This window comes from Jeotgalicoccus psychrophilus DSM 19085 (assembly GCF_000425845.1).
Classification (GTDB): Bacteria; Bacillota; Bacilli; order Staphylococcales; family Salinicoccaceae; genus Jeotgalicoccus; species Jeotgalicoccus psychrophilus.
In genome coordinates this window covers 199,814-225,551 of sequence record NZ_AUEF01000001.1, presented here as the reverse complement: position 1 = coordinate 225,551, position 25,738 = coordinate 199,814, and the positions used below count along the sequence as shown (strand labels likewise).

The window sequence follows — 25,738 nt, the reverse complement described above, 5'->3', positions numbered from 1 at the left end:
CGATGCAGACGATAGTGATTTTTATAATTGGAGTCATATTAATGTATGCTGACATGGCTTTTACCAGCTTCAGTCCACTGATGATGTTTAGTGTTGAAGTATACTTCGTACCGAAAATGCTCTTTATGTACATTCTGCTCCTAACAATTTACGCGGGTCCCCGTATCAGTATGCTTTTTGCAATTCTGTTTGGTGTTATGCTGGACGTTTATATCGGTTCCCTGTACGGTATCCACATATTCGGCTTTATAGCATTTGTTATCTTTATGCAGACTGCATTCAGAGTGTTTTACAGAGATTTTGTAGCGATGGCATTTGTCGTACTGCTGAATACATTTTTATTCGATTTATATCAGTACGCGGTGTACAGTGTACTCGACTTTATAGCGATGCCGTTTTTCGACTATATCGCACTTCGTGCAATACCGAGCGTGCTGGTGAGTGCAGTGTTTTTCGTTATCCTTTATGTCCTGGCAATTCAAACGGCTAAAGTGAGAAAAGAATTACGGAGAATCAATTGACACATTGAGTTAAATTTTATATAATACAGTAGTTGATGAAACGTAAACGTCAACCGCACATATATAGGTATAAGAGGCAGAGCCCACCTATAATGGCGTGTCTTAAATAATAGGAGGTGTAAGTATGTTTGCAATCATCGAAACAGGTGGAAAACAAGTAAAAGTTGAAGAAGGTCAATCAATCTACGTTGAAAAACTAGAGGTTGAAGCAGGTGCTGAATTCACGTTTGACAAAGTACTTTTTGTTGGAGGCGACAGCGTTAAAGTTGGAGTTCCTACAATTGAAGGTGCTACTGTTACAGCTACAGTTGATAAGCATGGACGCGGTAAGAAGATTAACGTTATCAAGTTCAAGCGCAGAAAGAACTACAGCCGTAAACAAGGTCATCGTCAGCCTTATACTAAATTAACAATCGGCAAGATCAACGCATAATGATTAAAGTTATCGTTGCACGTAACAGTGAACAGCATATTACCGGATTTACGATGAGCGGCCACGCGGACTTTGATGTCCACGGTAAAGATCTCGTATGTGCAGGTGCTTCGGCAGTTGTGTTCGGCAGTGTTAATGCGCTTTATGCGCTGACTGATTACGAGCCGGCCATAGACTTGGCCGAAGAAGGTGGATATTTAAGTGTTAAGCTTGAGGATACATCCGATGACAAAGTTCAATTGATTTTGGAAACAATGATTGTATCATTGGCTACTATTGAATCTGAATATAACGAATTTATAAAACTTGAATATGAGTGAGGTGTATACCAATGTTAAAATTAGACTTACAGTTCTTCGCATCGAAAAAAGGTGTTGGGTCGACTAGAAACGGTCGTGACTCTGAATCAAAACGCCTTGGTGCTAAAAGACAAGATGGACAATTCGTAACAGGCGGATCTATTTTATTCCGTCAACGCGGCACTAAAATTCACCCGGGTGAAAACGTAGGACGCGGTGGAGACGACACATTATTCTCGAAAATTGATGGTGTTGTTAAATACGAGCGTTTCGGACGCGACAAAAAACGTGTTTCTGTTTATCAGGAAGCAAAATAATAATTTTGTGGCATCAGCTTCTGCTGATGTCTTTTTTTATGAATGTTATAATTTAAAATAGAGATTAATTAAATGGAGGTGAGTGTTATGTTTATAGATTACGTATCCGTGTATTTAAAAGCAGGTAACGGCGGTAACGGTCTGGTAGCATATCGCAGAGAGAAATATATCCCGATGGGCGGACCATCTGGAGGAGACGGCGGTAACGGTGCAGATATTATTATGGAAGTGGATGAAGGCTTAAGAACATTAATGGACTTCAGATTCCAGCGCCACTTTAAAGCAGCACACGGGGAAAATGGAATGAATTCTAATATGCACGGTAAAAACAGTGCGCCATTAGTATTAAAAGTGCCGCCAGGTACAATTGTAAAAAGTACGGAAAATGGTGAAACACTTGCCGACCTGGTTGAACACGGTCAGCAGGCAGTAATTGCCAAAGGCGGACGCGGCGGACGCGGTAACTCCCGTTTTGCTACAAGCCGTAACCCGGCACCTGACTTCGCAGAAAACGGCGAACCGGGAAGAGAGCTGGAAATTACACTTGAACTTAAAATGATGGCGGATGTCGGTATTGTCGGATTCCCGAGTGTGGGTAAATCCACATTGCTTGGCACTGTTTCTAAAGCAAAACCGAAAGTCGGAGATTATCACTTTACGACGCTGCAGCCTAACTTAGGTGTTGTACAGTCAAAAGACGGACGTACATTTGTTATGGCTGATATGCCGGGACTTATTGAGGGTGCTTCAGATGGTACGGGACTTGGACACCAGTTCCTACGTCATATCGAGCGTACAAAAGTACTCGTCCACGTCGTGGATATTTCTGAAACAGACGGCAGAGATGCGGTTGAAGATTATAAAACAATCCGCAATGAAATGGCTCTGTTTAACGAAGAATTGTTAGAGCGCCCGGAAGTTATCGCACTGAATAAAGTGGAATTAATTGATCATGATCAAGAGATTATTAATAACTTTATAAACAGTATTGATACAGACAGCGAGATCGTGCAAATATCAGCAGCAACAGGTGAGAATATTGATGCTCTTCTGTATAAAGTAGCAGATCTGTTAGAAGAACAGCCTGTACTTAAAGAAGAAATCGAGACGGAAAGCCGTGTTGTTTATCGTCACGAGAAAGACCCTGATAAATTTGTCATTACACGTGATGATGACGGTGCATACGTCGTATCAGGCGGAGCAATTGAACGTCTGTTTATGATGACTGACTTTACTCGTGAAGCTGCAGTTCGAAGATTTGCAAGACAAATGCGTACAATGGGTATCGATGACGCACTTAGAGACCGCGGCATACAGGCCGGGAATATCGTACGAATTTTAGGCGGAGAGTTCGAATTTGTAGAATAGGTGATTATAAATGTATCAGTATATAAAAGGTAAGTTAACGGAAGTTAAACCAATAGGAGTGACGGTGGAAACTGGCGGTATCGGGTATTTGCTGCTCGTGCCGAACCCGTTTCGTCTTGAACGCTATATCAATACGGATGTAACGATTTTTACAGAGCTTATAGTGAGAGAAGATGCTCATACGCTTTACGGATTTACCGGTGAAAGCGAAAAATCGATGTTTAAATCATTGTTGAAAGTGACCGGTATTGGTCCTAAAAGTGCCTTGGCTATACTTGCTGCAGCAACGCCAAATGAAATTATAAGTGCAATAGAAAGAGAAGATAATGCCTTTATGCAGAAGTTTCCCGGTATTGGGAAAAAGACTGCGAGCCAGATTATTCTGGACTTAAAAGGCAAGCTTAAACCTGATGAACTGTCGGCACCTGCTGAAACAGCGCCGGCAGCAAATCCATCTTATGTTGAAGAAGCGCTGATGGCATTAGAAGCGCTCGGCTATTCGAAACGAGAACTCACTCGCATTGAGAAAAAACTTACGAAAGAAGAAATCACTTCTGTCGATGAAGCAGTGAAACTTGGACTTAAACTATTACTAAATTAAACGGGGTGAAGTAATGGATGAACGTATTTTAGATGAACATGAACACAATGATGAAGTATCGCTTGAACTGTCGCTCCGTCCGAATAAACTGCAGCAGTATATCGGACAGGATGCGCTTAAAAATAATTTAAGTGTATTTATCGAGGCGGCAAAAATGCGTGAAGAAGCGCTGGACCATGTCATTTTACACGGTCCGCCGGGACTTGGTAAAACGACGCTCGCGAACATTATCGCTAGTGAAATGAACGTTAATATTAAAACGACATCCGGACCGGCCGTTGAACGTGCCGGTGACCTCGCTGCGATTTTATCGAGTTTAGAACCGGGTGATGTGCTCTTTATCGATGAGATTCACAGACTGCCGCGTTTCGTTGAGGAAATTTTATATTCTGCAATGGAAGATTTCTTTATCGACGTAGTCATTGGACAGGGAGATGAAGCGAGAAGTATCCGAATCGACCTGCCGCCGTTTACACTCGTCGGTGCAACGACCCGTTTCGGAAGTCTTTCAGCACCGCTCAGAGACCGTTTTGGTGTGCAGTTACGCCTGCAGTATTACGATCTTGACAGTCTGAAGATGATAATTGAACGTACAGCGGATATTTTTGAAGTGGCAATTCCACAAAACAGTTTGGATGAGCTGGCGAGAAGATCACGCGGCACACCGAGGATTGCCAACAGGCTGCTGCGCCGTGTCAGAGATTTCTCGATGGTTAAAGGTGAAGAAGCGATTACGCTTAATACTACGAACTACGCACTTAAAGTACTTGAAGTCGATCCGGAAGGACTTGAACCGATCGATCATAAAATTATGCGGACAATTATCGGTACATACGGCGGCGGTCCGGTCGGACTTGAAACTGTCGCAGTGTCTATAGGTGAAGAAGTCATCACATTGAATGATGTATATGAACCGTATTTAATACAGCGCGGATTTTTAGAGCGTACACCGAGAGGGCGTAAAGCTACAGCGAAATCCTTTGAGTATTTTAAAAATATAGATATGGATTAAGCTGGTTTAGGAGGAAACACATGAAGTTAGATGAATTTGATTTTCATTTACCCGAGCATTTAATCGGCCAGACACCGTTAAAAGAACGCACAAATTCAAGACTGCTTGCTGTTAATAAAACGACAGGAGAGCTTACTGATAAGCACTTTTACGATGTCGCAGATTATTTTAAAGCTGGCGATGCACTTGTATTAAACGATACAAAAGTACTGCCGGCACGGCTGTTCGGCATAAAAGAAGAAACAGGCGCGAAAATTGAAATGCTGCTGTTAAAACCGCTTGATGACGGATATGAAGTGTTAATCCGTCCGTCGAAAAAAATCAGCATCGGTACGAGAATTACTTTCGGCGAAGGTAAACTTGTGGCGGAATGTACAGCAAAATTCGAAGAAGGCATCCATCATATGAAATTAATTTATGATGGCATACTTGAAAATGTTCTGGACGACCTCGGCGAAATGCCGCTGCCGCCTTACATTAAAGAAAAACTTGAAGATCAAGATCGTTATCAGACTGTCTTTGCACGTGAATCAGGATCAGCCGCGGCACCGACAGCAGGACTGCATTTTACTGAGGAACTGCTTAAAGAAATTGAAGATAAAGGCGTTAAAGTTGTTTATATTACGCTGCACGTCGGACTCGGAACATTCCGACCAGTCGCAGCAGAAACAATCGAAGATCACAAAATGCACAGCGAATTTTACACGATGACATCAAGTGCAGCAGAAACATTGAACAATGCGAAAGCAGACGGCGGTAAAATTATCAGCGTCGGTACGACAAGTACACGCACGCTTGAAACAATTATCCATGACCACGGTGAATTTAAAGAAGCATCCGGATTTACTGATATTTTTATTTATCCCGGATTTGAATATAAAGCTGTGGACGTATTAATTACGAACTTCCATCTGCCAAAATCATCACTCGTTATGCTGGTCAGCGCGTTCAGTTCAAGAGAACACATTTTAAACGCATACGCACATGCAGTTGACTCGGAATACCGATTCTTTTCGTTTGGCGATGCGATGATATTATACTAAAGAATTTTACGGACGCGGATATTGAGGTTGGATATATGTTTGGTCTACGATGTTGAATGCGCGAGGTACTCCTGAAGCGTTTGGAGTACGATGTTGAATTGACAAGGTACTCCTGAAGCGTTTGAAGTACGATGTTGAATGCGCGAGGTACTCCTGAAGCGTTTGAAGTACGATGTTGAAGTGACAAGGTACTCCTGAAGCGCTTGGAGTACGATGTTGAATCGACAAGGTATTCCTGAAGCGTTTGAAGTACGATGTTGAATGCGCGAGGTACTCCTGAAGCATTTGAAGTACCATGCGGACTCCACAAAGTATTCCAGCTCAACTCAACTCCAACCCAGACACAATATCCCGCAGCCGCAGTAAATTAATAAAGAGGTGAACATCATGGCTATTCGCTATGAACATATTAAAACGTGCAAACAGACTGGAGCGCGTCTCGGTAAACTTCATACACCGCACGGTGTTATTGATACGCCGATTTTCATGCCGGTCGGCACGCTGGCAACAGTCAAGTCGATGTCACCGGAAGAGCTTGCTGATATTGGTTCGCAGATTATTTTATCGAACACATATCATTTATGGCTGCGTCCGGGTAATGACATTATTAAAGAGGCCGGCGGACTTCACAAGTTCATGAACTGGGATAAGCCGATTCTTACTGACTCAGGCGGTTTCCAGGTATTCAGCTTAAGCCACAGACGTCAGATTACCGAAGAGGGTGTGCATTTCCGCAGCCATCTGGACGGCTCTAAATTATTTTTAGGACCTGAAGGCGCGATGGATATCCAGCACGACCTCGGCTCTGATATTATGATGAGCTTTGATGAATGCGCGGCAATTCCGTCGACACACGATTACGTAAAACAATCGGTTGAGCGTACGACGCGCTGGGCTGAACGCGGTTTAAACCACCACGTTAAAAAAGGACACGATAAACACCAGGCGCTGTTTGGTATCGTCCAGGGCGGAGAGTATAAAGACCTCCGCGAACAGAGTGCCAAAGATTTAGTGTCTATGGACTTCCCAGGGTATTCTATCGGCGGCTTATCCGTTGGTGAACCGAAACCGGTCATGTACAAAGTACTTGAAGAAACTGTTCATTTATTACCTGAAGATAAACCCAGATATTTAATGGGTATCGGTTCGCCGGATGCATTAATTGAAGGGGTTATCCGCGGTGTTGATATGTTTGACTGTGTGCTGCCGACTCGTATTGCACGTAACGGCACAACGATGACTTCACAAGGGCGCGTCGTTGTAAAAAACAAAAAATTCGAGCGCGATTTTACACCGCTTGATCCCAACTGTGACTGCTACACATGTAAAAACTATACCCGCGCGTATCTCAGACATTTATTTAAAGCAAATGAGATTCTCGGATTGAGACTTACTACTTATCATAACTTGTATTTTCTGTTAAACTTAATGGAAGATGTTCGAACTGCAATTTTAAATGATAATTTATTGGACTTTAAAGAAGCATTTTTCGAATCTTATGGATTAAATAAAGAAAATCCGAAAAATTTCTAAGCAGGAGGAAATTGCGCAATGGAATTACTCGTAACTTTCGCACCGATAATCGTTTTAGTTTTAGTTATGTATTTCTTAATGATCCGCCCGGCTCAAAAGAGACAGAAGGCAGTTCAAGAAATGCAGGCTGGACTGCAAAAAGGCGATAACGTTATTACAATCGGCGGCATGCACGGCACTGTAGAATCATTTGATCAAAAACACATGTACTTACGTACAGATGAAGCAGCGGTTCTTAAATTTGACCGTGTTGCATTAAAAGAAGTTGTAAAATAAAAACAATGAAACCAAGTCGGCATTCGTCGGCTTTTTTTATTTATCTTTATAATTTTTAACGTTATAATTAACTCACTGTAAAAATTAGAGGTGTCCACGTGAAAAAGAAGTCTAGTAAATTAGTTATCGCTTTGATGATTGTTGTTGTACTGTTTACAACGATCGCATTAACGCTTAAAGATGTACTGAATGATGTGAATCTGGGGCTGGATCTTCAGGGCGGTTTTGAAGTGCTTTATCAGGTTGAACCGCTTGAAGAAGGGGATACGATTGATGATAATGCAGTCCGGAGTACAGCATCGACACTCGATTCCCGGGTCAATGTCCTTGGTGTATCAGAACCGAATATTCAAATTGAGGACAATAACAGAATTAGAGTACAGCTCGCAGGTGTTGAGGATCAGCAGGAAGCGCGCGAGCTGTTAAGCACGCAGGCGGAACTGACGATCCGTGATATTGATGATAATGTGCTGTTATCAGGGAAAGATTTAGTTCAGGGCGGAGCCTCACAGGGTTATGATGAAATGAACAACGCAATGGTGTCTTTAGAACTTCAAGACAGCAATAAGTTCAGAGAAGTCACTGAAGAAATTTCCGAACGTCCGCCAGGTGAAAACCTGATGGTAATCTGGATGGATTTTGTCGAAGGTGAAGATTCATTTGTCCAGGAAGTCCAAAAGGAAAATCCGAAATTTATTTCTGCACCAACTGTATCACAGCCGATAAATTCTACCGACGTTATGATTTCCGGAGGATTTGACGGCCAGGAAGGTGTCGAACGCGCACAGAATATTTCATCACTACTTAATTCTGGATCATTACCGGTAAAACTGGATGAAGTGTATTCGACATCTGTCGGTGCCCAGTTCGGTGAACAGGCACTCGATGAAACAGTTACAGCAGGCTTAATCGGGGTTGGTCTTGTGTTCCTGTTTATGCTCGGATTTTACAGACTGCCGGGTCTTGTTGCAGTTATTACACTGACTGTCTATATATTCCTCACAATCGCCGGCTTTAATGCTATCAGCGGAATGCTGACGCTGCCTGGAATTGCCGCTTTAATTTTAGGGGTCGGCATGGCAGTCGATGCGAATATTATTTTATACGAAAGGCTGAAAGATGAACTGCGCATCGGCCGCAGCTTAAAACAGGCTTATAAAAAAGCCGCCGCATCGTCTTTATGGACGATAGTCGACGCTAACTTAACTACTTTAATCGCGGCAATAGTCCTGTTTATTTTCGGGACGAGCAGTGTTAAAGGATTTGCGACGATGCTCCTCTTATCCATTTTAATGAGTTTCGTCACTGCAGTATTCCTGACACGTGTCATTATGTCGCTGATTGTGCAGTCGAATTACGCCAACAATAAAAAAGGCTGGTTCGGAGTTAAGCAAAAAAATATTCATAATATTGCTGAAGGTAAAGATATTGAAGATTTATCATCTCCATGGGACCGCTTTGATTTCGTCAAGCATGCGAATAAGTTTTTCGCGCTGAGCGGACTCATCGTAGCTGCAGGATTAATCATTCTATTTATTTTTAAACTGAATCTCGGTATCGACTTTACCAGCGGTACGAGAGCAGATATTGTGACAGACGGGACTGCGACAGTGCAGCAGGTTGAAAGTGAACTTGAGACATTGGGCATACCGCCTGAAAACCTGACGATGTCAGGTGAAGATACAATTGTTGCACGCTATGGTACAGATCTTCCTCAGGAAGATGTCACAGCAATGCAGTCGCACTTCAATGAGCTTTACGGCAGTGACCCGATGGTCAGTACAGTCAGTCCGGTAATCGGACAGGAGCTGGTGCAAAATGCAATTATTGCATTAATCATCGCCTCAATTGGTATTATCATTTATGCATCCATTCGTTTTGAATGGCGCATGGCATTACCGGCAGTTATTGCGCTGATGCATGATGTCTTTGTCATTCTTGCAGTATTTTCAATTTTCCGCATCGAAGTGGACATTACGATAATTGCTGCGGTCTTAACTGTTGTCGGTTATTCGATTAATGACACCATTGTAACGATGGACAGAATACGTGAAAACAACCGTAAGATTAAAGTTATTAGAAGTGAAGATGAGATCAATGTTATTATCAACCGTTCATTAAGACAAACAGCAACGCGTTCAATCAATACGATACTGACGGTATTAATCGTCGTTGTCTTTCTCGTGCTGTTCGGCGCAACATCAATCTTTAACTTCTCGCTGGCACTGTTAATCGGTCTCGTCAGCGGTGTGTATTCATCGTTCTTTATCGCGATTCAGCTGTGGGGTGTATTAAAACGCAGACAGTTCAGAAAGTCGGGCGGAGAAATTGTCGTCTACAGTGAAAAATCAAAAAATGATGATAAAGTGTTAGTATAAGAATAGTAAATCAAAACGTCCGGGTGCGCCTGGACGTTTTTTAAAAAGGTGATAATTATGTTTACATCAAAATATACATGGCAGGTAAGGGAACGTACTGAAAAATTAAGTGAAGACATTAAAAAAGAATATAAATTAAACCATCTTGAAACGACACTGCTGGAAAACCGCGGATATAATACTCCGGATAAAGTCGATGAGATTTTAGCGCCGGCGGAATACAACTGGCAGTATATACCGAATATTAATGAAGCGGCTGAAATGATTCAAAAACATCTCTATGCCGGCAACCGGATTTTAATTTACGGTGACTATGACGCGGATGGCATTACCAGCACAACGATTCTTTATGATGCACTGAAAGAGAAAAATGAAAATGTTTTTTATTTTATCCCGAACAGAATGGAACACGGTTACGGGCCGAACTATGATTTTTTTGAATTTGAAGTTGTCGGAAATGCCGATCTTGTAATTACGGTTGATAATGGTGTGGCCGCAGCGAAGGAAATTGCACTGCTCCGTGAAAATAACATCGATGTGGTGATTATTGACCACCATGCTTTTGCCGATGAAATTCCGGATGCTGTAATTGTCCACGCAGGATATCCTGACAGTAAATATCCATTCCAGGAACTGGCCGGTGTCGGTGCAGCATACAAAGTACTTGAGTCATTGGGTCTCCAGAAAGATGAATATCTCGGTCTTGCTGCTATCGGCACAGTCGCAGATATCGTCTCGATGACAGATGAAAATAAATCACTTGTTACAAAAGGGCTCGCTGTGCTCAATCAGCAAATGCCGCTCGGTTTATCGACGCTGTTAAAAATGAGTAATCACTCAGGTACAATTGATGAGGAAACAATCGGTTTTACTATTGCGCCGAGACTAAATGCGACAGGCAGAATGGACGAAGCATCAATCGGTGTGGAGCTGTTAATGGCCGATGATGAAAACCGCGCATATGAAATTGCTTCAGGCATTGAAGAATTGAACACCGAAAGAAAAGCACTCGTTGAAATGATTTATAAAGAAGCATCGGCACAGGTCAATCAAAATAATGAAATCAATATTGTGACAGGTGAAGACTGGCATCAGGGTGTTTTAGGGATAGTAGCATCAAGACTGGTCGATCAGTTCGGCAAGCCGGCTATTGTAATGAGCAGTGATTTTGATGTATTTAAAGGATCGGCACGTTCTATCGAAGGCATTGACCTGCTCAGTGTACTAAAAAAACATCAGGATTATTTCGCAACACTCGGCGGTCATTCACAAGCACTCGGCTTATCCGTTTATGAAGACTCGATTAATGAATTTAAAGAAACTGTGACAGCATATTTTAATAACCTTGAATTGAACTTAAAACCGATTCAGTATATTGATTATAAAATTACCAATGATAATTTAACGCTGAAAGATTTTGAGAGAATCCGCAGATTAAAACCTTTCGGCAAGGACTTTAACAAGCCCGTATTTATGATTACAAACCAGACGGTTAAAAGTATCCGTCAGGTCGGCAAGGATTTATCCCATATTAAAATTACACTCCAGGAACTGGATATTGATATTATCGGCTTTAAATTCGGCTTTCTGCACAATGAAGTTCAGCCTGGAGATAAAATCAGTCTGATTGGTTCTTTAAACATTAATGATTTTAATCATAAACGCACGCTGCAGATGGTGCTGCTCGATGCACGTATCGACGATCTGCAGATTATAGATATGCGCGCAAAGAATGAACAGGATTTTTCACTGATAAAACAGGATGATCTGTTTGTCACAAGTGAAGATAATGATGGTAAAAATAATTACTTCACATACGGTGAGTCACTGCCGATTGCGGTCAGCACTTTAGTGCTTCGGGATATTCCTTACGACCTTGAAGAATTGAAGACGACGATGAAAGGACTGCAGGCTTCTAAAATTATCGTTATCTTCAACGATAAAAATGAATTGTTCTTTGAAGGACTGCCATCGAAGCAATTAATTGAGTCTGCGGATGAAATAATAATGAAGGCAAAAGACGGGGCGATTGATTTATCAATTCATGCGCCGCATCTTGCTGAGAGAATAGGCACATCGATGAGAAACTTAAAAATTATTATCGATATTTTAGCAGATTTGTCACGAATTCGGCTCGAAAGTGGTATAGTATATAAGGATGAAGTACAGAGCTCAATTCATATAGAAAACAGTCAATATTTAAAACGCTTAACTACTAAAATTGAAGCCGAAGCCAAACTTAAAATGTCTTCCGGCCAAAATATGAAAGATTATTTACGTACATTAATTACAACGTAAATTGGAGGAAATTATGGATTTAAAACAGTATGTATCAGAAGTTGAAAACTGGCCAAAAGAAGGTGTCAGTTTTAAAGACATCACTACGATTATGGACAACGGTCCTGCATATAAATATGCAACTGACCAGATTGTAGAGTACGCCGATGCGAAAGATGTGGATATCGTTGTCGGACCTGAAGCGCGCGGATTTATTATCGGCTGCCCGGTAGCCTACAGCATGGAAATCGGGTTTGCACCGGTACGTAAAAAAGGTAAATTACCTCGCGAAGTACTGGAGTTCGAATACGAACTTGAATATGGCACAAACCTGCTGACAATGCACAAAGATGCGATTAAACCCGGTCAGCGTGTGCTGATTACGGATGATCTCTTAGCAACCGGCGGTACGATCATGGCGACGATTAAATTAATCGAAGCAATGGGCGGCATTGTAGTCGGAATTGCATTCCTTATTGAACTTGAGTATTTAAATGGAATGGATTTGCTCGAAGGTTATGATACAATTTCATTAATCACTTATGAAAGTTAAGAAAAGCCTGTAAATACAGGCTTTTTTCTATAGGTTCGGTTTCTTTAGACATTTATTTGTAGTATTATTATTTTATATATAAATTTCAGGGAAGGGTGGCGTGATCATGGATAAGGAATACCCGTATACAGCAATAGATGTTTTCAATATGTGCGGTGATTATCTCGATGACAGCGATATGCTGCTGATCAAAAAAGCATATGAGCTGGCACATGAAGCACACGAGGGACAGTTCCGTAAGAATGGTCTGCCATATATTGCACACCCTGTACAGGTTGCGGGAATTTTAGCAGAGCTGAAACTCGATGCACCGACAATTGTTGCAGGATTTTTGCATGATGTCGTTGAAGATACCCAGTATACATATGATGATTTAATCGGCATGTTCAATGAAGAAGTGGCGATTATCGTAGATGGTGTAACGAAACTTGAAAAAGTAAAATACCGTTCTCAGCAGGAGCAGCAGGCTGAAAATCACCGTAAACTGTTTATCGCAATTGCGAAAGATATCCGTGTGATTTTAGTAAAACTTGCTGACCGTCTTCACAATATGCGCACGCTGAAAGCAATGCCTGAAGAAAAACAGGTGCGTATCTCGCGTGAAACGCTGGAAATATATGCACCGCTCGCTCACCGTCTTGGTATTTCAAGCATTAAATGGGAGCTTGAAGATATAGCACTCAGATACATAGAGCCTGGACAGTATTTCCGTATTGTCAGTCTGATGAAAAAGAAACGCAGTGAACGGGAAAATGTTATTGACGAAGCTATTGAAAAAATAGATTCAGAGCTCGATGACAGTTCGGTGGAACATAACTTATCCGGACGTCCGAAACATATATACAGTATTTACAAAAAAATGCAGAAGCAGTCAAAACAGTTCGAACAGATATTTGATCTGCTCGCAATCCGTGTACTCGTCAACGATGTGAAAGACTGTTACGCAGCACTCGGTATAATTCATACAATATGGCGTCCGATGCCGGGCAGATTTAAAGACTATATTGCAATGCCGAAACCGAATATGTACCAGTCACTTCATACGACTGTAGTCGGACCGAACGGCGATCCGCTTGAGATTCAGATTCGCACACATGAAATGCATGAAATCGCAGAACATGGTGTGGCTGCACACTGGGCATATAAAGAAGGTGTCGATGCGGACAAAGCTTCGCTCGATGCACGCCTTGACTGGTTTAAAGATATCGTCGGCAACGAGACGGATAACCCTGATGCAGAGGAATTTATGGCTGCATTAAAAACGGATCTATTAAGCGATAAAGTATACGTCTTTACACCGGACGGTGATGTTATTGAACTGCCGCAGGGCGCAATTCCGATTGACTTCGCTTATCAGGTTCACTCCGAAGTAGGGAACAAGATGGTCGGTGCCAAAGTAAATGGTAAAATCGTCCCGATTGACCATGAACTTGAAACAGGAGACATTTTAGAAATCAGAACGAGCAAGCAGTCTTACGGACCAAGTATCGACTGGATGAAAATGGTCAAAACATCGAGTGCACGCAATAAAATCCGTTCATTCTTTAAGAAACAGGACCGTAAAGTAAACATTGAAAAAGGACGTCAGGCTGTTGACCTTGAAATTAAAGCGCGCGGTTATAATCCTGATGACGTCATTCATGATTCTAATGTAGACAGTGTTCTTTCACGATATAATCTGAACGAAGAAGATGATTTGTTTGCGATGATCGGCTTCGGCGGAGTGACAGCGAATCAGGTGACGAACCGTCTCCTTGAAAAAATTAAGGAAACAGAACTGAAGTCGAACCAGATTGAAGAGATTGACCGCAGACATCATTATAAGGAAATTACGACAGAGTCCGGTGTATATGTTGAGGGTATGGATAATATGCTTATCAATTTATCCAAATGCTGCAATCCGATTCCGGGAGACGACATTATCGGTTATATAACAAAAGGGCACGGCGTAAAAGTACATGTGGCAACCTGTCCGAACATTATGCATGAAACCGAACGTCTGATCGATGTTGAATGGGTCGGCAACAAGAGTCTCGATAAGCGGTATCAGGTTGATCTCGAAATTACAGGCTACGACCGCAACGGTCTGGTCAATGAAATTTTAAATTTAATTTCCAGTTTGAAAGTGCCGATTACACGAGTTAACGGACACGCAGACGAAACGAAACAGGCAAAAGTCAGTTTATCGATTATGGTGCCGAACAAGCATGAACTGCACCGTGCAGTCGACAGAATTAAACAATTAAAAGACATATACAGCGTTGAACGCGTATTTAAGTGAGGTATAGAGATGAAAATCATTTTACAGAAGGTTTCACACGCACTGGTTGCCAACAACGAAATGTTTAATGAAATTAATGACGGCTACTGTTTATTAGTAGGTGTCAGCAAATCATCTACTGAAGACGACGCCCGCATTCTTGCAAGAAAGATTGCAAATGCCCGTGTTTTTGAAGATAAAGACGGTAAAATTAATTTATCGATAAAAGAAGTCGGCGGAGAAATTTTAAGTGTGTCGCAGTTTACACTGTATGCATCCACTTTAAAAGGCAACCGTCCGAGTTTTACTGAAGCGGCTTCAGGCGAAGATGCACGAGTACTTTATAAAGTATTTAACGAAGCACTCCGCGCTGAAGATATCGTCGTTAAAGAAGGCTTTTTCGGGGAACATATGGATGTGAGGCTGACAAATGACGGTCCCATTACTATTATTTACGAAGCCGAGGGCGGTAAAGTTATCTGATGGATTCACTTAAATCAATCTTCAAAAAAACTGCGGAAGCAATCGGTTATTTCCTTAAGTACAAAAAGCATCTGTACGTTAAACCGCTCTTTTTTATAATTATTGCGCTGGGTATAGTGTTAATTTCGGTTTACGTTTATAAAAATGTCATACATGAACCGGAAGAATTAATTACTATGGACTTCACAGGTAATGAAGAAGCAGTGAGTTATGATTTCAGCGGTACGACAGTGGCACTTGATCCGGGACACGGCGGGGATGACCCCGGTGCGCCGAGCAATTACGGGGAAGATGAAGACCATGTAGTTTACTCAATCGCTTCACAGCTTGAGAGTCAGCTGATTGCAGCGGGAGCAGAGGTAATTATGACCCGCGGAGAGGACGAAACTGTCAGTCTCGATGACCGTAAAGTCGAAGCGGATTTATTTATCAGTCTGCACAGTGACGCTTTTGATGACCCTGCAATTTCAGGGTTCACGACATTTTATACTTATCCGAACCAGGAAGACTTCGGCAAGCATTTAAATGCTGCGCTCGATGAGCATTCTCTTCTTTATAACCGCGGCAATCAGGTCATGGAGTACCAGGTCGTCTGGCAGCTCGATTATTCCGGAGTATTAATTGAACTCGGCTATTTAAGCAATGAGTTCGATGATTATATTTTAAATCAGGAAGAATATCAGGGCGAAATGGTTACGGCAATTATGGAAGGCATAGACAGTTATTTAAGTCGTTAGCTTGACAAAGATAAGCAATCTGACTATTATAAAGAGAATAATTCAACTTAATATATTTCCTTCTTAACGAAGAGAATATCAATAATGAGACACAGAGAAATTCACCCAGGCTGAAAGTGAATACTTCAAATGATATTTGCCGACACTTCGAATCAGAGAAGCTGTATATACAGCGGTCACAGCCGTTATCTGTAATAGAGAGCACTTTTTTGTGCTGAACTTAGGGTGGCACCACGACCATTTCGTCCCTTATACCGTTTTTCGGTATAAGGGATTTTATTTTTTTTATAAAAAAACAGGAGTGATAATTATGATACAGGTACCAAGAGGCACACAGGATATATTGCCAAAAGAGTCATATAAATGGCAGTTTATCGAGAAAAAACTTCATGAAATTGCGAAAAATTATAACTACGATGAAATCCGCACACCGATGTTCGAATCAACTGATCTCTTTGTCAGAGCAGTGGGCGGCTCAACAGATATTGTAAATAAAGAAATGTATACATTTCAGGATAAAGGCGACCGCAGCTTAACACTGCGTCCGGAAGGTACTGCACCCGTAGCACGCAGCTACATTGAAAACAAAATGCAGCACAATGTTGAACAGCCGGTTAAATTATTCTATGTAGCACCGATGTTTCGTTATGAGCGCAAACAGAAAGGACGCTACCGCCAGTTTGTTCAGTTCGGCGTTGAGGCAATCGGTGTTGAAGATCCATTAATCGATGTGGAAATTCTAAGCATGCTGATGCACATTTACCAGTCATTCGGTCTTAAGAATCTGAAGCTAGTCATTAACTCTATCGGAGATATTGACAGCAGAACACAATATAACAAAGCGCTTGTAGAACACTTCTCACCGCGCATCGATGAATTCTGTCACGACTGTCAGACACGCATTGATTCAAATCCGATGCGTATTCTCGACTGTAAAAAAGATCACGATCACGAGCTTGTTAAATCGGCACCGCGTATTTATGACTATTTAAACGATGAGTCAAAAGCGTATTTTGAAACAGTTAAGGCAAAACTTGATGAGTTGGATATTAAATACGAAGTGGATTACAACCTTGTGCGCGGACTCGATTACTACACGCACACTGCGTTTGAGCTGATGAGCGATGCTGAAGGCTTTGGTGCCATTACAACATTATGCGGCGGGGGGCGCTACAACGGTCTCTTAGAGATGATAGACGGCCCTGCCAAGACTGGCATCGGCTTTGCTTTAAGTATTGAGCGTCTACTGCTTGCACTTGAAGCAGAAGGTATCGATATTCCAGAAAATAAAGGTATCGATATTTATGTCTGCACAATGACTGATCAAGCACGTGATACTGCAGGTACACTGCTTCACAAATTACGTTCCCGCGGTGTCAGTGCGGATATGGATTATGAAAACCGCAAACTGAAAGCACAGATGAAAGATGCTGACAGAAAGAAAGCACGCTATACTATCGTGCTTGGTGAAGATGAGTTACAGAGCAGTCAGGCCGAACTGAAAGAAATGGCGACAGGCGAAACTAAAAAATTATCATTTGAAGAAATAATTAATACACTGGAGGAATTGTAGATGACACGTATATATTCTAATGAAGTAACAATGGATACAGTTGAAGAATCAATTCATCTGCAGGGCTGGGTACAAAAAAGACGTGACCTTGGCGGACTGATTTTTATCGATTTAAGAGATAAAAACGGGCTGATTCAAGTTGTCTTTAACCCTGACGTATCTAAAGAAGCGTTAACGATTGCCGATAAAATCCGTACGGAATTTGTAGTGGATATTAAAGGTACTGTTAAAAAACGTGACGCAAAACAGGTGAACAAAAATATTGAATCCGGTGAAATAGAAGTTTACGCTGAAGAAATTGAAATTCTGGCAAAATCCAAAACACCGCCTTTCCAAGTAAGCGATGACAATATCAATGAAGATACGCGTTTGAAATACCGCTATATTGATTTGCGCCGTCCAAAACTTCAGGGGATTCTAAAAACACGTTCTAAAATTAATAAAGCAGTCAGGGACTTTTTAGCTCAGGAAGATTTCATGGATATTGAAACACCTGTACTGTCCAAGTCGACACCCGAAGGCGCGCGTGACTATTTAGTGCCGTCACGTGTTCACCCGGGCGAATTTTACGCATTGCCGCAGTCTCCGCAAATTTACAAACAGCTGTTAATGCTGTCGGGTATGGAACGCTACTATCAGATTGTTAAATGTTTCCGCGATGAAGACCTCCGTGCTGACAGACAGCCTGAGTTTACACAAATCGATATTGAGAAATCATTCACCGATCAGGAAGATATTATCGACATGAACGAGCGTCTGATTCAGTATGTGATGAAAACGGTTAAAGGTCTCGACATTCCTGCACCGTTTCCGCGTATTACGTATGATGACGCAATGGCACGCTACGGTGTAGACAAGCCGGATACACGCTTTGGACTGGAACTTCAGGATTTAAGCGAATTCAGCAGCACCGTTGACTTTAAAGTATTTAAAGCAGCGGTTGAATCAGGCGGTTCTGTTAAGGCGATTGTTGTAGAAGGCGCTGCACCTGATTTTTCGCGTAAAGACATCGACAAACTTGAAGCATTCGTGAAAAACTACGGAGCAAAAGGTCTTGCGTGGATGAAAGTAAATGAAGACGGACTGCAGGGGCCGATTGCTAAATTCTTCGACGATGAGAAGAAACAGGAATTGTCTGAAACACTGTCTCTGAAAACTGATGATCTTGTATTATTCGTAGCAGATAAAGACTCCGTTGTACATGCGGCACTCGGCAACCTGCGCAATAAACTTGGTAAAGACCTTGGATTAACTGATAAAGAACAGTTTAACTTTATCTGGGTTACTGACTGGCCTTTATTCGAATACGACGAAGATCTCGGACGCTACTTTGCAGCACATCATCCGTTTACTTCGCCTAAAAAAGAAGATATCGACAAGCTTGAAACTGCACCGCATGAAGTTAAAGCGAATGCATATGATATCGTCTTAAACGGTTATGAACTTGGCGGGGGCTCTATCCGCATCAGTGATGCAGAACTGCAGGAGAGAATGTTCAGAGCACTTGGTTTCACTGATGAAGAACGAGACAGCCAGTTCGGTTTCCTGATTGAAGCATTCCAGTACGGCGCACCGCCGCACGGCGGAATTGCATACGGTCTTGACCGTTTTGTAATGCTTTTAACAGGTTCTGATAATATCCGCGACGTTATTGCATTCCCTAAAACACAAAATGCGAGCGATCTGATGATGAATGCACCGTCAGATGTATCGGCAGCACAGTTAAAAGAACTTCATATCGACGTGGCAGTTGATAAAGACTAAGAGAATTGGGTAAACTAAAATTGTAAGATCTTAGTTTATCTTTTTTATTTTGGAGGAGGCGTATATGCAGTCATTTCTTGATCCAAATGCACAGACGGTACAGATAGGTGATTTCAATCATGTGAGCTATCTGCTTGGTATATAAATTATTTTATTTTTACTGTTTAAATTTCGGAATCAGATTAAAGAAAATTCCGGGCTTGTAATGCTCGGTATATTGATTTTTGCTGTAGTTCAGCGAATCGTAAGTGTCAGTTATTACCTTATAATCGGTGAGTTTACTGTAACAGATTCACTCCCTCTGCATATCTGCAGACTAGTGTGTTACTTAATCATTATTCAATTTTTCATTAAAAAGAAATGGCTCGATCAGGTAATTTTCTATTTCGGATTATTTGCATATGCATCTTTCGTATACCCTGTTGGTATTTCACCGGCACTGCACATGCTGGGTATGTCGTTCTTTATGCTGCACAGTTTGATTATCGTTTATCCGATTATCCGGTATTTTACAAACGGATTTGTGCCGTCACTTAGAGGGGCATTCCAGTCCGCAATATTATTTGCTGTTTACTTAACTGGTATGCAGCTCTTGAACAACGCTATCGGCAGCAACTACTTCTATACTGAAGACAGACCGTTTATGCATGACCTGAGTGATCCGGTATACTTCTTTTTGAATATGTTCGGGATAGGAATCGGCTTTGTGATTGTCGCATTAATTATTCGTTTAAGTATTAATTTATTTAACAGCAGAAAAAATAAAACTGAAAACAAAAAAGAGGAAACACCGGTATAAAACTGGTGTTTCCTTTAGTATTTACCAGAGTTTAAAGCCTTTGGCTCCTGGAATTTCTTCTGTAAACATTTGTGTAATCGGTACTGTATATGCAATCAGTATAAGGAATATTGTAATAATAATTAACAAGCGCCAGTTCTCCACCCATTTAACAACAGGTGCGTCCTGGTCCATAAACATTGCTACCGGGAATTCTTCAATGTCATCTGCTTTAGGGCCGGTAATCAGTTTTAAGAACATCAGAATTGCGATAATGATCGCGATAAACAGAAATGATCCGCCGACAGCCTGCATGACCTGATAGGTAATCCATTCTGTGGCCACTTCAGCTCCGCCGTACTCTGAATATGTAGAGCGTCTTGGTGCGCCGCGAAGGCCAGCCCAGTGCATCGCCAATGACATGATTCCCATGCCGAGCGCCCAAGTGTAGGCGAGGAACAGGCCAAGTCTGTTAGCAATTTTATCGATTTTTCTGCCTGTAATGTGCGGCAGCAGGAACAGCATTGCAGCGAAATATGTCAGAATAACCGGCGCACCAACTGTAATATGGAAGTGTCCGACAATCCATATTGTATTGTGAACGACCTGGTTCATCTGGCCTGAGGCATTAATAATACCGCCGAGGCCGCCTGGAATGAAGAACAGCATACCAATGAATACGAGTACGAAGCGTGCATCTGTCCAAGGAAGCTTTTTAAACCAGTCAAGCAGTCCTTTAGCGCCCTGTTTACGTCCGTATGTTTCAAATACAGCAAACATACTGAATGCAGTCATCAGTGAAGGAATGATGACCATAAACGTCAGTACAACCTGCAGACCTTTCCAGAATGCATCGATTCCCGGATCAACCAGCTGGTGGTGAATACCGACGGGAATACTGAAAAATAAAAACAGCACGAAAGAGACACGGGCCAGGTTATCAGAAAATCCTTTTGTCCCGAGTACTTTCGGAATTACTGCATACCATATCATATAGGCAGGGAGCAGCCAGAAGTATACGAGCGGATGGCCGAAGTACCAGAACAAAGTACGGCTCAGCGTAATATTAATCGTTTCAACCCAGCCGAGTGACCATGGAATAAACTGGAATATTACAGTAGTTGCTACACCGATAGTACAGACGATCCACATGACGTTGTTAATTGCAGTCATATAGCTTAAGAGCGGTGTTTTATGTCCTTTGTTTTCTTTACGCCATCTGAAATATCTCATCAGCTGTCCGGCAACTGAAACCCATGTGCCGACAATAACAAGAGTGAGGCCGATGTAGTGAAGAACATGCGCCTGCAGCGGTGCGTAAAATGTATATAAAACAGATGCTTCATTCATTGCGATCATTGCAGCGGACATTAAGGTTCCGACTGTCATTACCCAGAAACCAATCCAGCCGAGCGTACGCTCTTTATTGTTAAATACTCCTGCAGTTCTCGACAAGGCTGCGATCTGAAAACCCATGATGAAAAAGAATGTCATTACGAGCGCAAGGATTACACCGTGCAATGTTAATAGCTGATAGTAGCCGATGCCAAACGGCAATTCAAAATGGCCGGAACGGACGAGTGTCTGCAAGAGACCGGCAGTGCCGCCGATTAATAAAGCAAAAGCGACCCAGAACATGTTCGCTAAGACGAGTTTTCCATCTTTCGGATTTACTCTTGTCTTACTTGAGAAAATTTCAGAACCGGTATAGTTAGTCATGATCCGTACCTCCATCTACTACTTTCAGCGTCGATGTCATATCCGTATGGCCGACGCCGCAATATTCATTACAGACGATAAGATGCTCACCGGGATCATCAAATGTCATCTCATATGTAGAAATTAAGCCCGGTTCCGCCATCATATTAATGTTCGTGCCAACCACTTGAAAACCGTGAACAACGTCAGGACTGGTCACGTGTATTTTTACGGTAGAACCTGCAGGGATTTCGACTTCCCCTGGTTCGTACATAAAAGCACTGGCGATAAAGTACAGATCATAGTCATAATCGCCTTCAGTTGCTTTCTTCAAGCCCGGCTCACTGAACCGTGCATCTTCACGGATATGTTCCGGATGAATTGTTTCAATACCGCTTGCAGCCGGCGTATGTCCGCCGTGAACAGCTGAAATACCTAAAATAATTAAAAATATTGCAAGAGAAGCTGTTCCTAAAGAAATCCATATCTTTTCGTATTTATGCATATCGGTTCACCTTACATCCTTTCCATAAATAATATAAATACAGCGAACCAGCTTAAAAGCATCAGTCCGCCAATTGCCATAACCATCATAAAGGTACCTCGTAAATCAAGTTTGTGATGATCATCTTCATCGTGCTTTTCTTCTTCTTTTTTTCTGTCCTGTTCTTCAGCCATGATTTCACCTTCTTTTTCAGACGTTTTGTATAGGTAAATTGTAAAATACTTTCATTTATAAAAAAGTGATAAATCTCACATTTTGTGATAATATTTAAGCAAATGACGAGGGAGCAGAAAATGACTAATAAAATAATTTTTTACCCTGACGAGCTCATTAGCCAAATCGAAAAAAACGGTAATAGAATTACGTTTAAGAAGGGTGAGTTTATATACCATCCGGGCGATCCGACTGCTTATATTTATATCATTCAAAAAGGACAGGTTTTTATCAGCAGAATGCATGCAGAGGGTGCAGAACTCGCAACCAGCCTGCTAAAGGAAAAAGGGATATTCGGAGCAGTGACGCTGTTTTGCGGGCCTAAGGCGCATACAGCTTCAGCGAAGGCGAAAACTGATATTACGGTATACAGACTTCCTCAAAAAGAGTTTGAAGGGCTCGTTTTAAATAACGAAGAAATAAAAACAGAGTGGATGCGCTGGATAGAAATAGACCGTCAGCGCGCGATTACGAAAATACGTGATAGCGTAATGTACGGCAAACTCGGGGCGTTGTGTTCGAATTTAATCCGGCTGTCGAATTCTTTTGGAGAAACAGTTCCGGAAGGGATCCGTATTACTATAAAAATTACGAATCAGGAACTCGGACTGATTTGCGGCACGTCGAGAGAAGTCATAAACAGACTGCTCGGGGATCTTAAAAGACAAGGGGTTATATCTGTCGAGCAGAAGATAATTACGATACATGACATGGATAAATTACGTCATTTAATCAACTGTGAAAACTGTCATATAGATGTTTGCCAAGTTTTTTAAAGCGCTTTCATGCTTTTTAGTTTACATATAAAAAATATATGGTATTATTAAATTAATAGAAAATCCTGAAGAGTTCGTGATGTGTTGACTTATATTTTGACCTAACACTTTTTTTATCGGGAGCTTAATTGGTTTTCCTTCAAAAAACAAGCCTATGAACGTAATAGGACGTTTGGAGTTGGAAACAGGGCACCCACCTGCAAATAGCAGGCCAAAATAATCAACTATAACACACGGCTTACATTGGGTATTTCGGTAGTCACCAAGTTTACTTGGTGGCTATTTTTATGTAGTTTTTTATGTGTTTTCTAAAAATTAATAATTTTACTCGAGTTATTATAAAAGTTATATAGAGCGCGCTCTACTGTGAGATTTCGGTGGCGCGCATTTGGTGTTTGTGTGCCACCGTGGAACTCACTGACCGTGTAGTGGGTTTACTCAGTCAATGAGCGATGATTATTTCCATAATAAGTATTAAGGACATAAAAAAATCCCGCCAAAAAGGACGGGGTTTAACTAAAACTATTTCTTTCTGCCGTAATCTGAGTCTTTGTTCATTTTCTTCAAATTATGATAAGTCTCGTTCAGCGATGCTTCGTATTTGCTGATGCCGTCGTCTTTATAGTAGCGCTGATTAATCAGCGTGTCAGGCAGATATTGCTGAGCGACGACGTGGTTTGGATGATTGTGAGGGAATTTGTAACCAACCGCATTGCCGAGCTCTTTAGCACCTTTGTAATGACCATCGCGAAGATGTCTCGGCACGGCGCCGCTGCGGCCTTTTCGTACGTCTGACAGTGCATTATCGATACTTGAGATGGCTGTATTCGATTTTGGTGAGAGTGCGAGTTCAATAACTGCCTGCGATAAAGGGATTCTCGCTTCCGGGAAACCAAGCCGCTCTGCACTGATAATTGCATCGAGTGTGCGTGATGCGATATTTGGATTAGCTAATGATACGTCTTCGTAACTGATAACTAGGAGGCGTCTTGCTATCGTCACAAGATCTCCTGCTTCAATCAGTCGCGCGAGATAGTGCAGTGAGGCATCGACGTCACTGCCGCGGATCGATTTTTGCAGCCCGCTCATAACATCGTAGTGCATGTCGCCGTCTTTATCGTGCAGAAATGCAGCTTTCTGCATGCAGTCGAGTGCGTCCTTGAGTGTTATTTTAATTACTTCATCATCGTTTTTTTCAGTGCTTAAAGCTGCAAGTTCGAGCGCGTTTAGTGCGCTTCGGACGTCACCATGGGCTGATGTGACAAAGTGTTCAACAGCGTCGTCTTCTATTTCGATATTGTATTCACCGAGTCCGCGTTCTGCATCGTTTAAAGCACGGTGAATGGCAGTTTTTATATCTTCAATATCCAGCGGTTCAAGTTCGAAGATTTGAGTTCTCGAACGGATGGCAGGGTTAATGGCATGAAAAGGATTGGATGTTGTGGCTCCGATTAAAATAATCGTGCCTTTCTCAAGATGCGGAAGCAGGAAATCCTGTTTCGCCTTATCGAGTCGATGAATTTCATCAAGCAGCAGAATAACGCTGCCGCTCATTTTCCCTTCTTCTGCAACAATTTGCATATCTTTCTTTGTATCCGTCACGGCGTTCAGCGTGCGGAATTTATATTTAGTTGAACCTGCAATCGCGCTGGCGATACTGGTTTTACCAATGCCAGGCGGTCCATACAGTATCATAGAAGACAGTCGTTTCGCATCGACCATTCTTCTGATAATACCGCCTTTTCCGACAAGATGCTGCTGGCCGAGGACTTCGTCAATCGACTCGGGGCGCATACGGTAACTTAATGGTTGTTTATTCATAGTATTTCACCTTATTTTAAAAGATATGTTATATTTAATTATAATATAAAAAGTACATGAACTAAAATTATTGAGGTGTAACAATGAAAATATCCACAAGAGGAAGATATGGTTTATATTTTATGCTGACGCTTGCGAAAGATTACGGCGTTAAAAAACGCAGTGTAAAGTCTGTCGCAACAGAGCGCGACATCAGTGATCTCTATTTAGAGCAGATTGTTGCCAACTTAAAGAAAGACGGTCTGGTTAAAAGTACGAGAGGTGCTTACGGAGGCTATGAGCTGAATTTTGCCCCCGACGAAATTACAGTTGGTCAGGTATTCAGTGCAGTTGAAGAAAATATTATGATTGTCGATGCTGATAACCATGAAACTAAAAATGAAAGTTTCCTGTGGAAACGTATCAGAGATGCAGTGAACGATGTGCTGGATCATACGACCCTGCACGATATCGTCGATAATGATACGGACGACTTCGACGGCTATATGTTCTATATTTAATAATACTAATAAAAATCGC

General features: G+C 41.8%; 25 protein-coding genes, 1 other RNA gene and 1 other annotated feature. Of the genes, 22 read left to right on the top strand and 4 right to left on the bottom strand.

The window, feature by feature from the left end; all coding sequences use genetic code 11:
- Window positions 1–2: 2 nt before the first annotated feature.
- The 19 genes from mreD (at window position 3) to H625_RS0101105 (ending at window position 20,227) form a co-directional block, all read left to right on the top strand.
- A complete protein-coding gene (gene mreD / locus H625_RS0101200) occupies window positions 3–521 on the top strand; it encodes a rod shape-determining protein MreD (protein WP_026858251.1) in 519 nt (172 codons plus the stop codon).
- Between the two features lie 41 nt (window positions 522–562).
- Window positions 563–634 (top strand) — a sequence feature (ribosomal protein L21 leader region).
- A gap of 11 nt (window positions 635–645) precedes the next feature.
- On the top strand, window positions 646–954 hold the full coding sequence (gene rplU / locus H625_RS0101195; RefSeq protein ID WP_026858250.1) for a 50S ribosomal protein L21: 309 nt from the start codon (window positions 646–648) through the stop codon (window positions 952–954).
- Window positions 954–1,274, top strand: a complete 321-nt coding sequence (locus H625_RS0101190; protein WP_026858249.1) for a ribosomal-processing cysteine protease Prp — start codon at window positions 954–956, stop codon at window positions 1,272–1,274. Before rplU ends, H625_RS0101190 begins: the two co-directional genes overlap by 1 nt.
- 11 nt (window positions 1,275–1,285) lie before the next feature.
- Window positions 1,286–1,570 (top strand): 50S ribosomal protein L27, encoded by a 285-nt coding sequence (rpmA, locus tag H625_RS0101185; RefSeq protein ID WP_026858248.1) that lies wholly within the window; start codon window positions 1,286–1,288, stop codon window positions 1,568–1,570.
- Window positions 1,571–1,657: 87 nt separating this feature from the next.
- A complete protein-coding gene (obgE, locus tag H625_RS0101180) occupies window positions 1,658–2,938 on the top strand; it encodes a GTPase ObgE (RefSeq protein ID WP_026858247.1) in 1,281 nt (426 codons plus the stop codon).
- A 10-nt stretch (window positions 2,939–2,948) separates the two neighbouring features.
- The gene (ruvA, locus tag H625_RS0101175; RefSeq protein WP_026858246.1) at window positions 2,949–3,539 is read left to right on the top strand and encodes a Holliday junction branch migration protein RuvA; all 591 of its coding nucleotides are present in this window, start codon (window positions 2,949–2,951) and stop codon (window positions 3,537–3,539) included.
- 13 nt (window positions 3,540–3,552) lie between these two features.
- Window positions 3,553–4,551 carry a Holliday junction branch migration DNA helicase RuvB gene (ruvB, locus tag H625_RS0101170; protein WP_026858245.1) on the top strand — a complete coding sequence of 333 codons (999 nt, stop codon included), beginning with the start codon at window positions 3,553–3,555 and terminating at the stop codon, window positions 4,549–4,551.
- A gap of 20 nt (window positions 4,552–4,571) precedes the next feature.
- Window positions 4,572–5,594 carry a tRNA preQ1(34) S-adenosylmethionine ribosyltransferase-isomerase QueA gene (queA, locus tag H625_RS0101165; RefSeq protein ID WP_026858244.1) on the top strand — a complete coding sequence of 341 codons (1,023 nt, stop codon included), beginning with the start codon at window positions 4,572–4,574 and terminating at the stop codon, window positions 5,592–5,594.
- Between the two features lie 384 nt (window positions 5,595–5,978).
- A complete protein-coding gene (tgt, locus tag H625_RS0101160; protein WP_026858243.1) occupies window positions 5,979–7,127 on the top strand; it encodes a tRNA guanosine(34) transglycosylase Tgt in 1,149 nt (382 codons plus the stop codon).
- A gap of 18 nt (window positions 7,128–7,145) precedes the next feature.
- Window positions 7,146–7,403 (top strand): preprotein translocase subunit YajC, encoded by a 258-nt coding sequence (gene yajC / locus H625_RS0101155; protein WP_026858242.1) that lies wholly within the window; start codon window positions 7,146–7,148, stop codon window positions 7,401–7,403.
- A 98-nt stretch (window positions 7,404–7,501) separates the two neighbouring features.
- Window positions 7,502–9,781 (top strand): protein translocase subunit SecDF, encoded by a 2,280-nt coding sequence (secDF, locus tag H625_RS0101150; protein WP_026858241.1) that lies wholly within the window; start codon window positions 7,502–7,504, stop codon window positions 9,779–9,781.
- Window positions 9,782–9,838: 57 nt separating this feature from the next.
- Window positions 9,839–12,079 (top strand): single-stranded-DNA-specific exonuclease RecJ, encoded by a 2,241-nt coding sequence (recJ, locus tag H625_RS0101145; RefSeq protein WP_026858240.1) that lies wholly within the window; start codon window positions 9,839–9,841, stop codon window positions 12,077–12,079.
- Window positions 12,080–12,092: 13 nt separating this feature from the next.
- Complete coding sequence (locus H625_RS0101140) at window positions 12,093–12,611, top strand: adenine phosphoribosyltransferase (RefSeq protein ID WP_026858239.1); 519 nt, start codon at window positions 12,093–12,095, stop codon at window positions 12,609–12,611.
- Between the two features lie 106 nt (window positions 12,612–12,717).
- Window positions 12,718–14,892 (top strand): RelA/SpoT family protein, encoded by a 2,175-nt coding sequence (locus H625_RS0101135; RefSeq protein ID WP_026858238.1) that lies wholly within the window; start codon window positions 12,718–12,720, stop codon window positions 14,890–14,892.
- A 9-nt stretch (window positions 14,893–14,901) separates the two neighbouring features.
- Window positions 14,902–15,354, top strand: a complete 453-nt coding sequence (gene dtd, locus H625_RS0101130; RefSeq protein ID WP_026858237.1) for a D-aminoacyl-tRNA deacylase — start codon at window positions 14,902–14,904, stop codon at window positions 15,352–15,354.
- Window positions 15,354–16,091, top strand: a complete 738-nt coding sequence (locus tag H625_RS0101125) for an N-acetylmuramoyl-L-alanine amidase family protein (protein WP_026858236.1) — start codon at window positions 15,354–15,356, stop codon at window positions 16,089–16,091. The genes dtd and H625_RS0101125 overlap by 1 nt, the downstream gene beginning before the upstream one ends.
- 310 nt (window positions 16,092–16,401) lie before the next feature.
- Window positions 16,402–17,664, top strand: a complete 1,263-nt coding sequence (hisS, locus tag H625_RS0101120; RefSeq protein ID WP_026858235.1) for a histidine--tRNA ligase — start codon at window positions 16,402–16,404, stop codon at window positions 17,662–17,664.
- Window positions 17,665–19,428 (top strand): aspartate--tRNA ligase, encoded by a 1,764-nt coding sequence (gene aspS / locus H625_RS0101115; RefSeq protein WP_026858234.1) that lies wholly within the window; start codon window positions 17,665–17,667, stop codon window positions 19,426–19,428.
- A 145-nt stretch (window positions 19,429–19,573) separates the two neighbouring features.
- On the top strand, window positions 19,574–20,227 hold the full coding sequence (locus H625_RS0101105) for a YwaF family protein (RefSeq protein WP_084135650.1): 654 nt from the start codon (window positions 19,574–19,576) through the stop codon (window positions 20,225–20,227).
- A 21-nt stretch (window positions 20,228–20,248) separates the two neighbouring features.
- Here H625_RS0101105 and H625_RS0101100 read toward each other — a convergent pair whose 3' ends face one another.
- The 3 genes from H625_RS0101100 to H625_RS13525 are packed head-to-tail and all read right to left on the bottom strand — an operon-like array spanning window position 20,249 to window position 22,582.
- Window positions 20,249–21,925, bottom strand: a complete 1,677-nt coding sequence (locus tag H625_RS0101100) for a b(o/a)3-type cytochrome-c oxidase subunit 1 (RefSeq protein ID WP_051238923.1) — start codon at window positions 21,923–21,925, stop codon at window positions 20,249–20,251.
- Window positions 21,918–22,409, bottom strand: coding sequence for a cytochrome c oxidase subunit II (locus H625_RS0101095; protein ID WP_026858231.1), 492 nt, complete (start codon window positions 22,407–22,409; stop codon window positions 21,918–21,920). Before H625_RS0101095 ends, H625_RS0101100 begins: the two co-directional genes overlap by 8 nt.
- Before the next feature lie 11 nt (window positions 22,410–22,420).
- Complete coding sequence (locus H625_RS13525; protein ID WP_156897163.1) at window positions 22,421–22,582, bottom strand: cytochrome c oxidase subunit 2A; 162 nt, start codon at window positions 22,580–22,582, stop codon at window positions 22,421–22,423.
- Between the two features lie 120 nt (window positions 22,583–22,702).
- Here H625_RS13525 and H625_RS0101085 point away from each other — a divergent pair, with 120 nt between their 5' ends.
- The gene (locus H625_RS0101085; protein WP_035784894.1) at window positions 22,703–23,398 is read left to right on the top strand and encodes a Crp/Fnr family transcriptional regulator; all 696 of its coding nucleotides are present in this window, start codon (window positions 22,703–22,705) and stop codon (window positions 23,396–23,398) included.
- A 59-nt stretch (window positions 23,399–23,457) separates the two neighbouring features.
- A non-coding RNA gene (gene ssrS / locus H625_RS13330) (6S RNA) lies at window positions 23,458–23,652 on the top strand.
- A gap of 268 nt (window positions 23,653–23,920) precedes the next feature.
- Here the strand turns inward: ssrS and H625_RS0101080 are convergent.
- Window positions 23,921–25,219: a replication-associated recombination protein A gene (locus H625_RS0101080; protein ID WP_026858229.1), complete on the bottom strand. Its 1,299-nt coding sequence runs from the start codon at window positions 25,217–25,219 to the stop codon at window positions 23,921–23,923.
- Between the two features lie 83 nt (window positions 25,220–25,302).
- Here H625_RS0101080 and H625_RS0101075 point away from each other — a divergent pair, with 83 nt between their 5' ends.
- Window positions 25,303–25,719 (top strand): RrF2 family transcriptional regulator, encoded by a 417-nt coding sequence (locus H625_RS0101075; RefSeq protein WP_026858228.1) that lies wholly within the window; start codon window positions 25,303–25,305, stop codon window positions 25,717–25,719.
- The last annotated feature ends 19 nt before the right edge of the window (window positions 25,720–25,738 follow it).

Coding starts and splice junctions, on each gene's coding strand:
- yajC (WP_026858242.1), top strand. CDS start 7,146: ATGGAATTACTCGTAACTTTCGCACCGATAATCGTTTTAGTTTTAGTT.
- queA (WP_026858244.1), top strand. CDS start 4,572: ATGAAGTTAGATGAATTTGATTTTCATTTACCCGAGCATTTAATCGGC.
- H625_RS0101075 (WP_026858228.1), top strand. CDS start 25,303: ATGAAAATATCCACAAGAGGAAGATATGGTTTATATTTTATGCTGACG.
- aspS (WP_026858234.1), top strand. CDS start 17,665: ATGACACGTATATATTCTAATGAAGTAACAATGGATACAGTTGAAGAA.
- hisS (WP_026858235.1), top strand. CDS start 16,402: ATGATACAGGTACCAAGAGGCACACAGGATATATTGCCAAAAGAGTCA.
- H625_RS0101085 (WP_035784894.1), top strand. CDS start 22,703: ATGACTAATAAAATAATTTTTTACCCTGACGAGCTCATTAGCCAAATC.
- recJ (WP_026858240.1), top strand. CDS start 9,839: ATGTTTACATCAAAATATACATGGCAGGTAAGGGAACGTACTGAAAAA.
- mreD (WP_026858251.1), top strand. CDS start 3: ATGCAGACGATAGTGATTTTTATAATTGGAGTCATATTAATGTATGCT.
- rplU (WP_026858250.1), top strand. CDS start 646: ATGTTTGCAATCATCGAAACAGGTGGAAAACAAGTAAAAGTTGAAGAA.
- H625_RS0101190 (WP_026858249.1), top strand. CDS start 954: ATGATTAAAGTTATCGTTGCACGTAACAGTGAACAGCATATTACCGGA.
- dtd (WP_026858237.1), top strand. CDS start 14,902: ATGAAAATCATTTTACAGAAGGTTTCACACGCACTGGTTGCCAACAAC.
- H625_RS13525 (WP_156897163.1), bottom strand. CDS start 22,582: ATGGCTGAAGAACAGGACAGAAAAAAAGAAGAAGAAAAGCACGATGAA.
- H625_RS0101080 (WP_026858229.1), bottom strand. CDS start 25,219: ATGAATAAACAACCATTAAGTTACCGTATGCGCCCCGAGTCGATTGAC.
- H625_RS0101140 (WP_026858239.1), top strand. CDS start 12,093: ATGGATTTAAAACAGTATGTATCAGAAGTTGAAAACTGGCCAAAAGAA.
- H625_RS0101100 (WP_051238923.1), bottom strand. CDS start 21,925: ATGACTAACTATACCGGTTCTGAAATTTTCTCAAGTAAGACAAGAGTA.
- ruvA (WP_026858246.1), top strand. CDS start 2,949: ATGTATCAGTATATAAAAGGTAAGTTAACGGAAGTTAAACCAATAGGA.
- H625_RS0101125 (WP_026858236.1), top strand. CDS start 15,354: ATGGATTCACTTAAATCAATCTTCAAAAAAACTGCGGAAGCAATCGGT.
- obgE (WP_026858247.1), top strand. CDS start 1,658: ATGTTTATAGATTACGTATCCGTGTATTTAAAAGCAGGTAACGGCGGT.
- ruvB (WP_026858245.1), top strand. CDS start 3,553: ATGGATGAACGTATTTTAGATGAACATGAACACAATGATGAAGTATCG.
- H625_RS0101135 (WP_026858238.1), top strand. CDS start 12,718: ATGGATAAGGAATACCCGTATACAGCAATAGATGTTTTCAATATGTGC.
- H625_RS0101095 (WP_026858231.1), bottom strand. CDS start 22,409: ATGCATAAATACGAAAAGATATGGATTTCTTTAGGAACAGCTTCTCTT.
- rpmA (WP_026858248.1), top strand. CDS start 1,286: ATGTTAAAATTAGACTTACAGTTCTTCGCATCGAAAAAAGGTGTTGGG.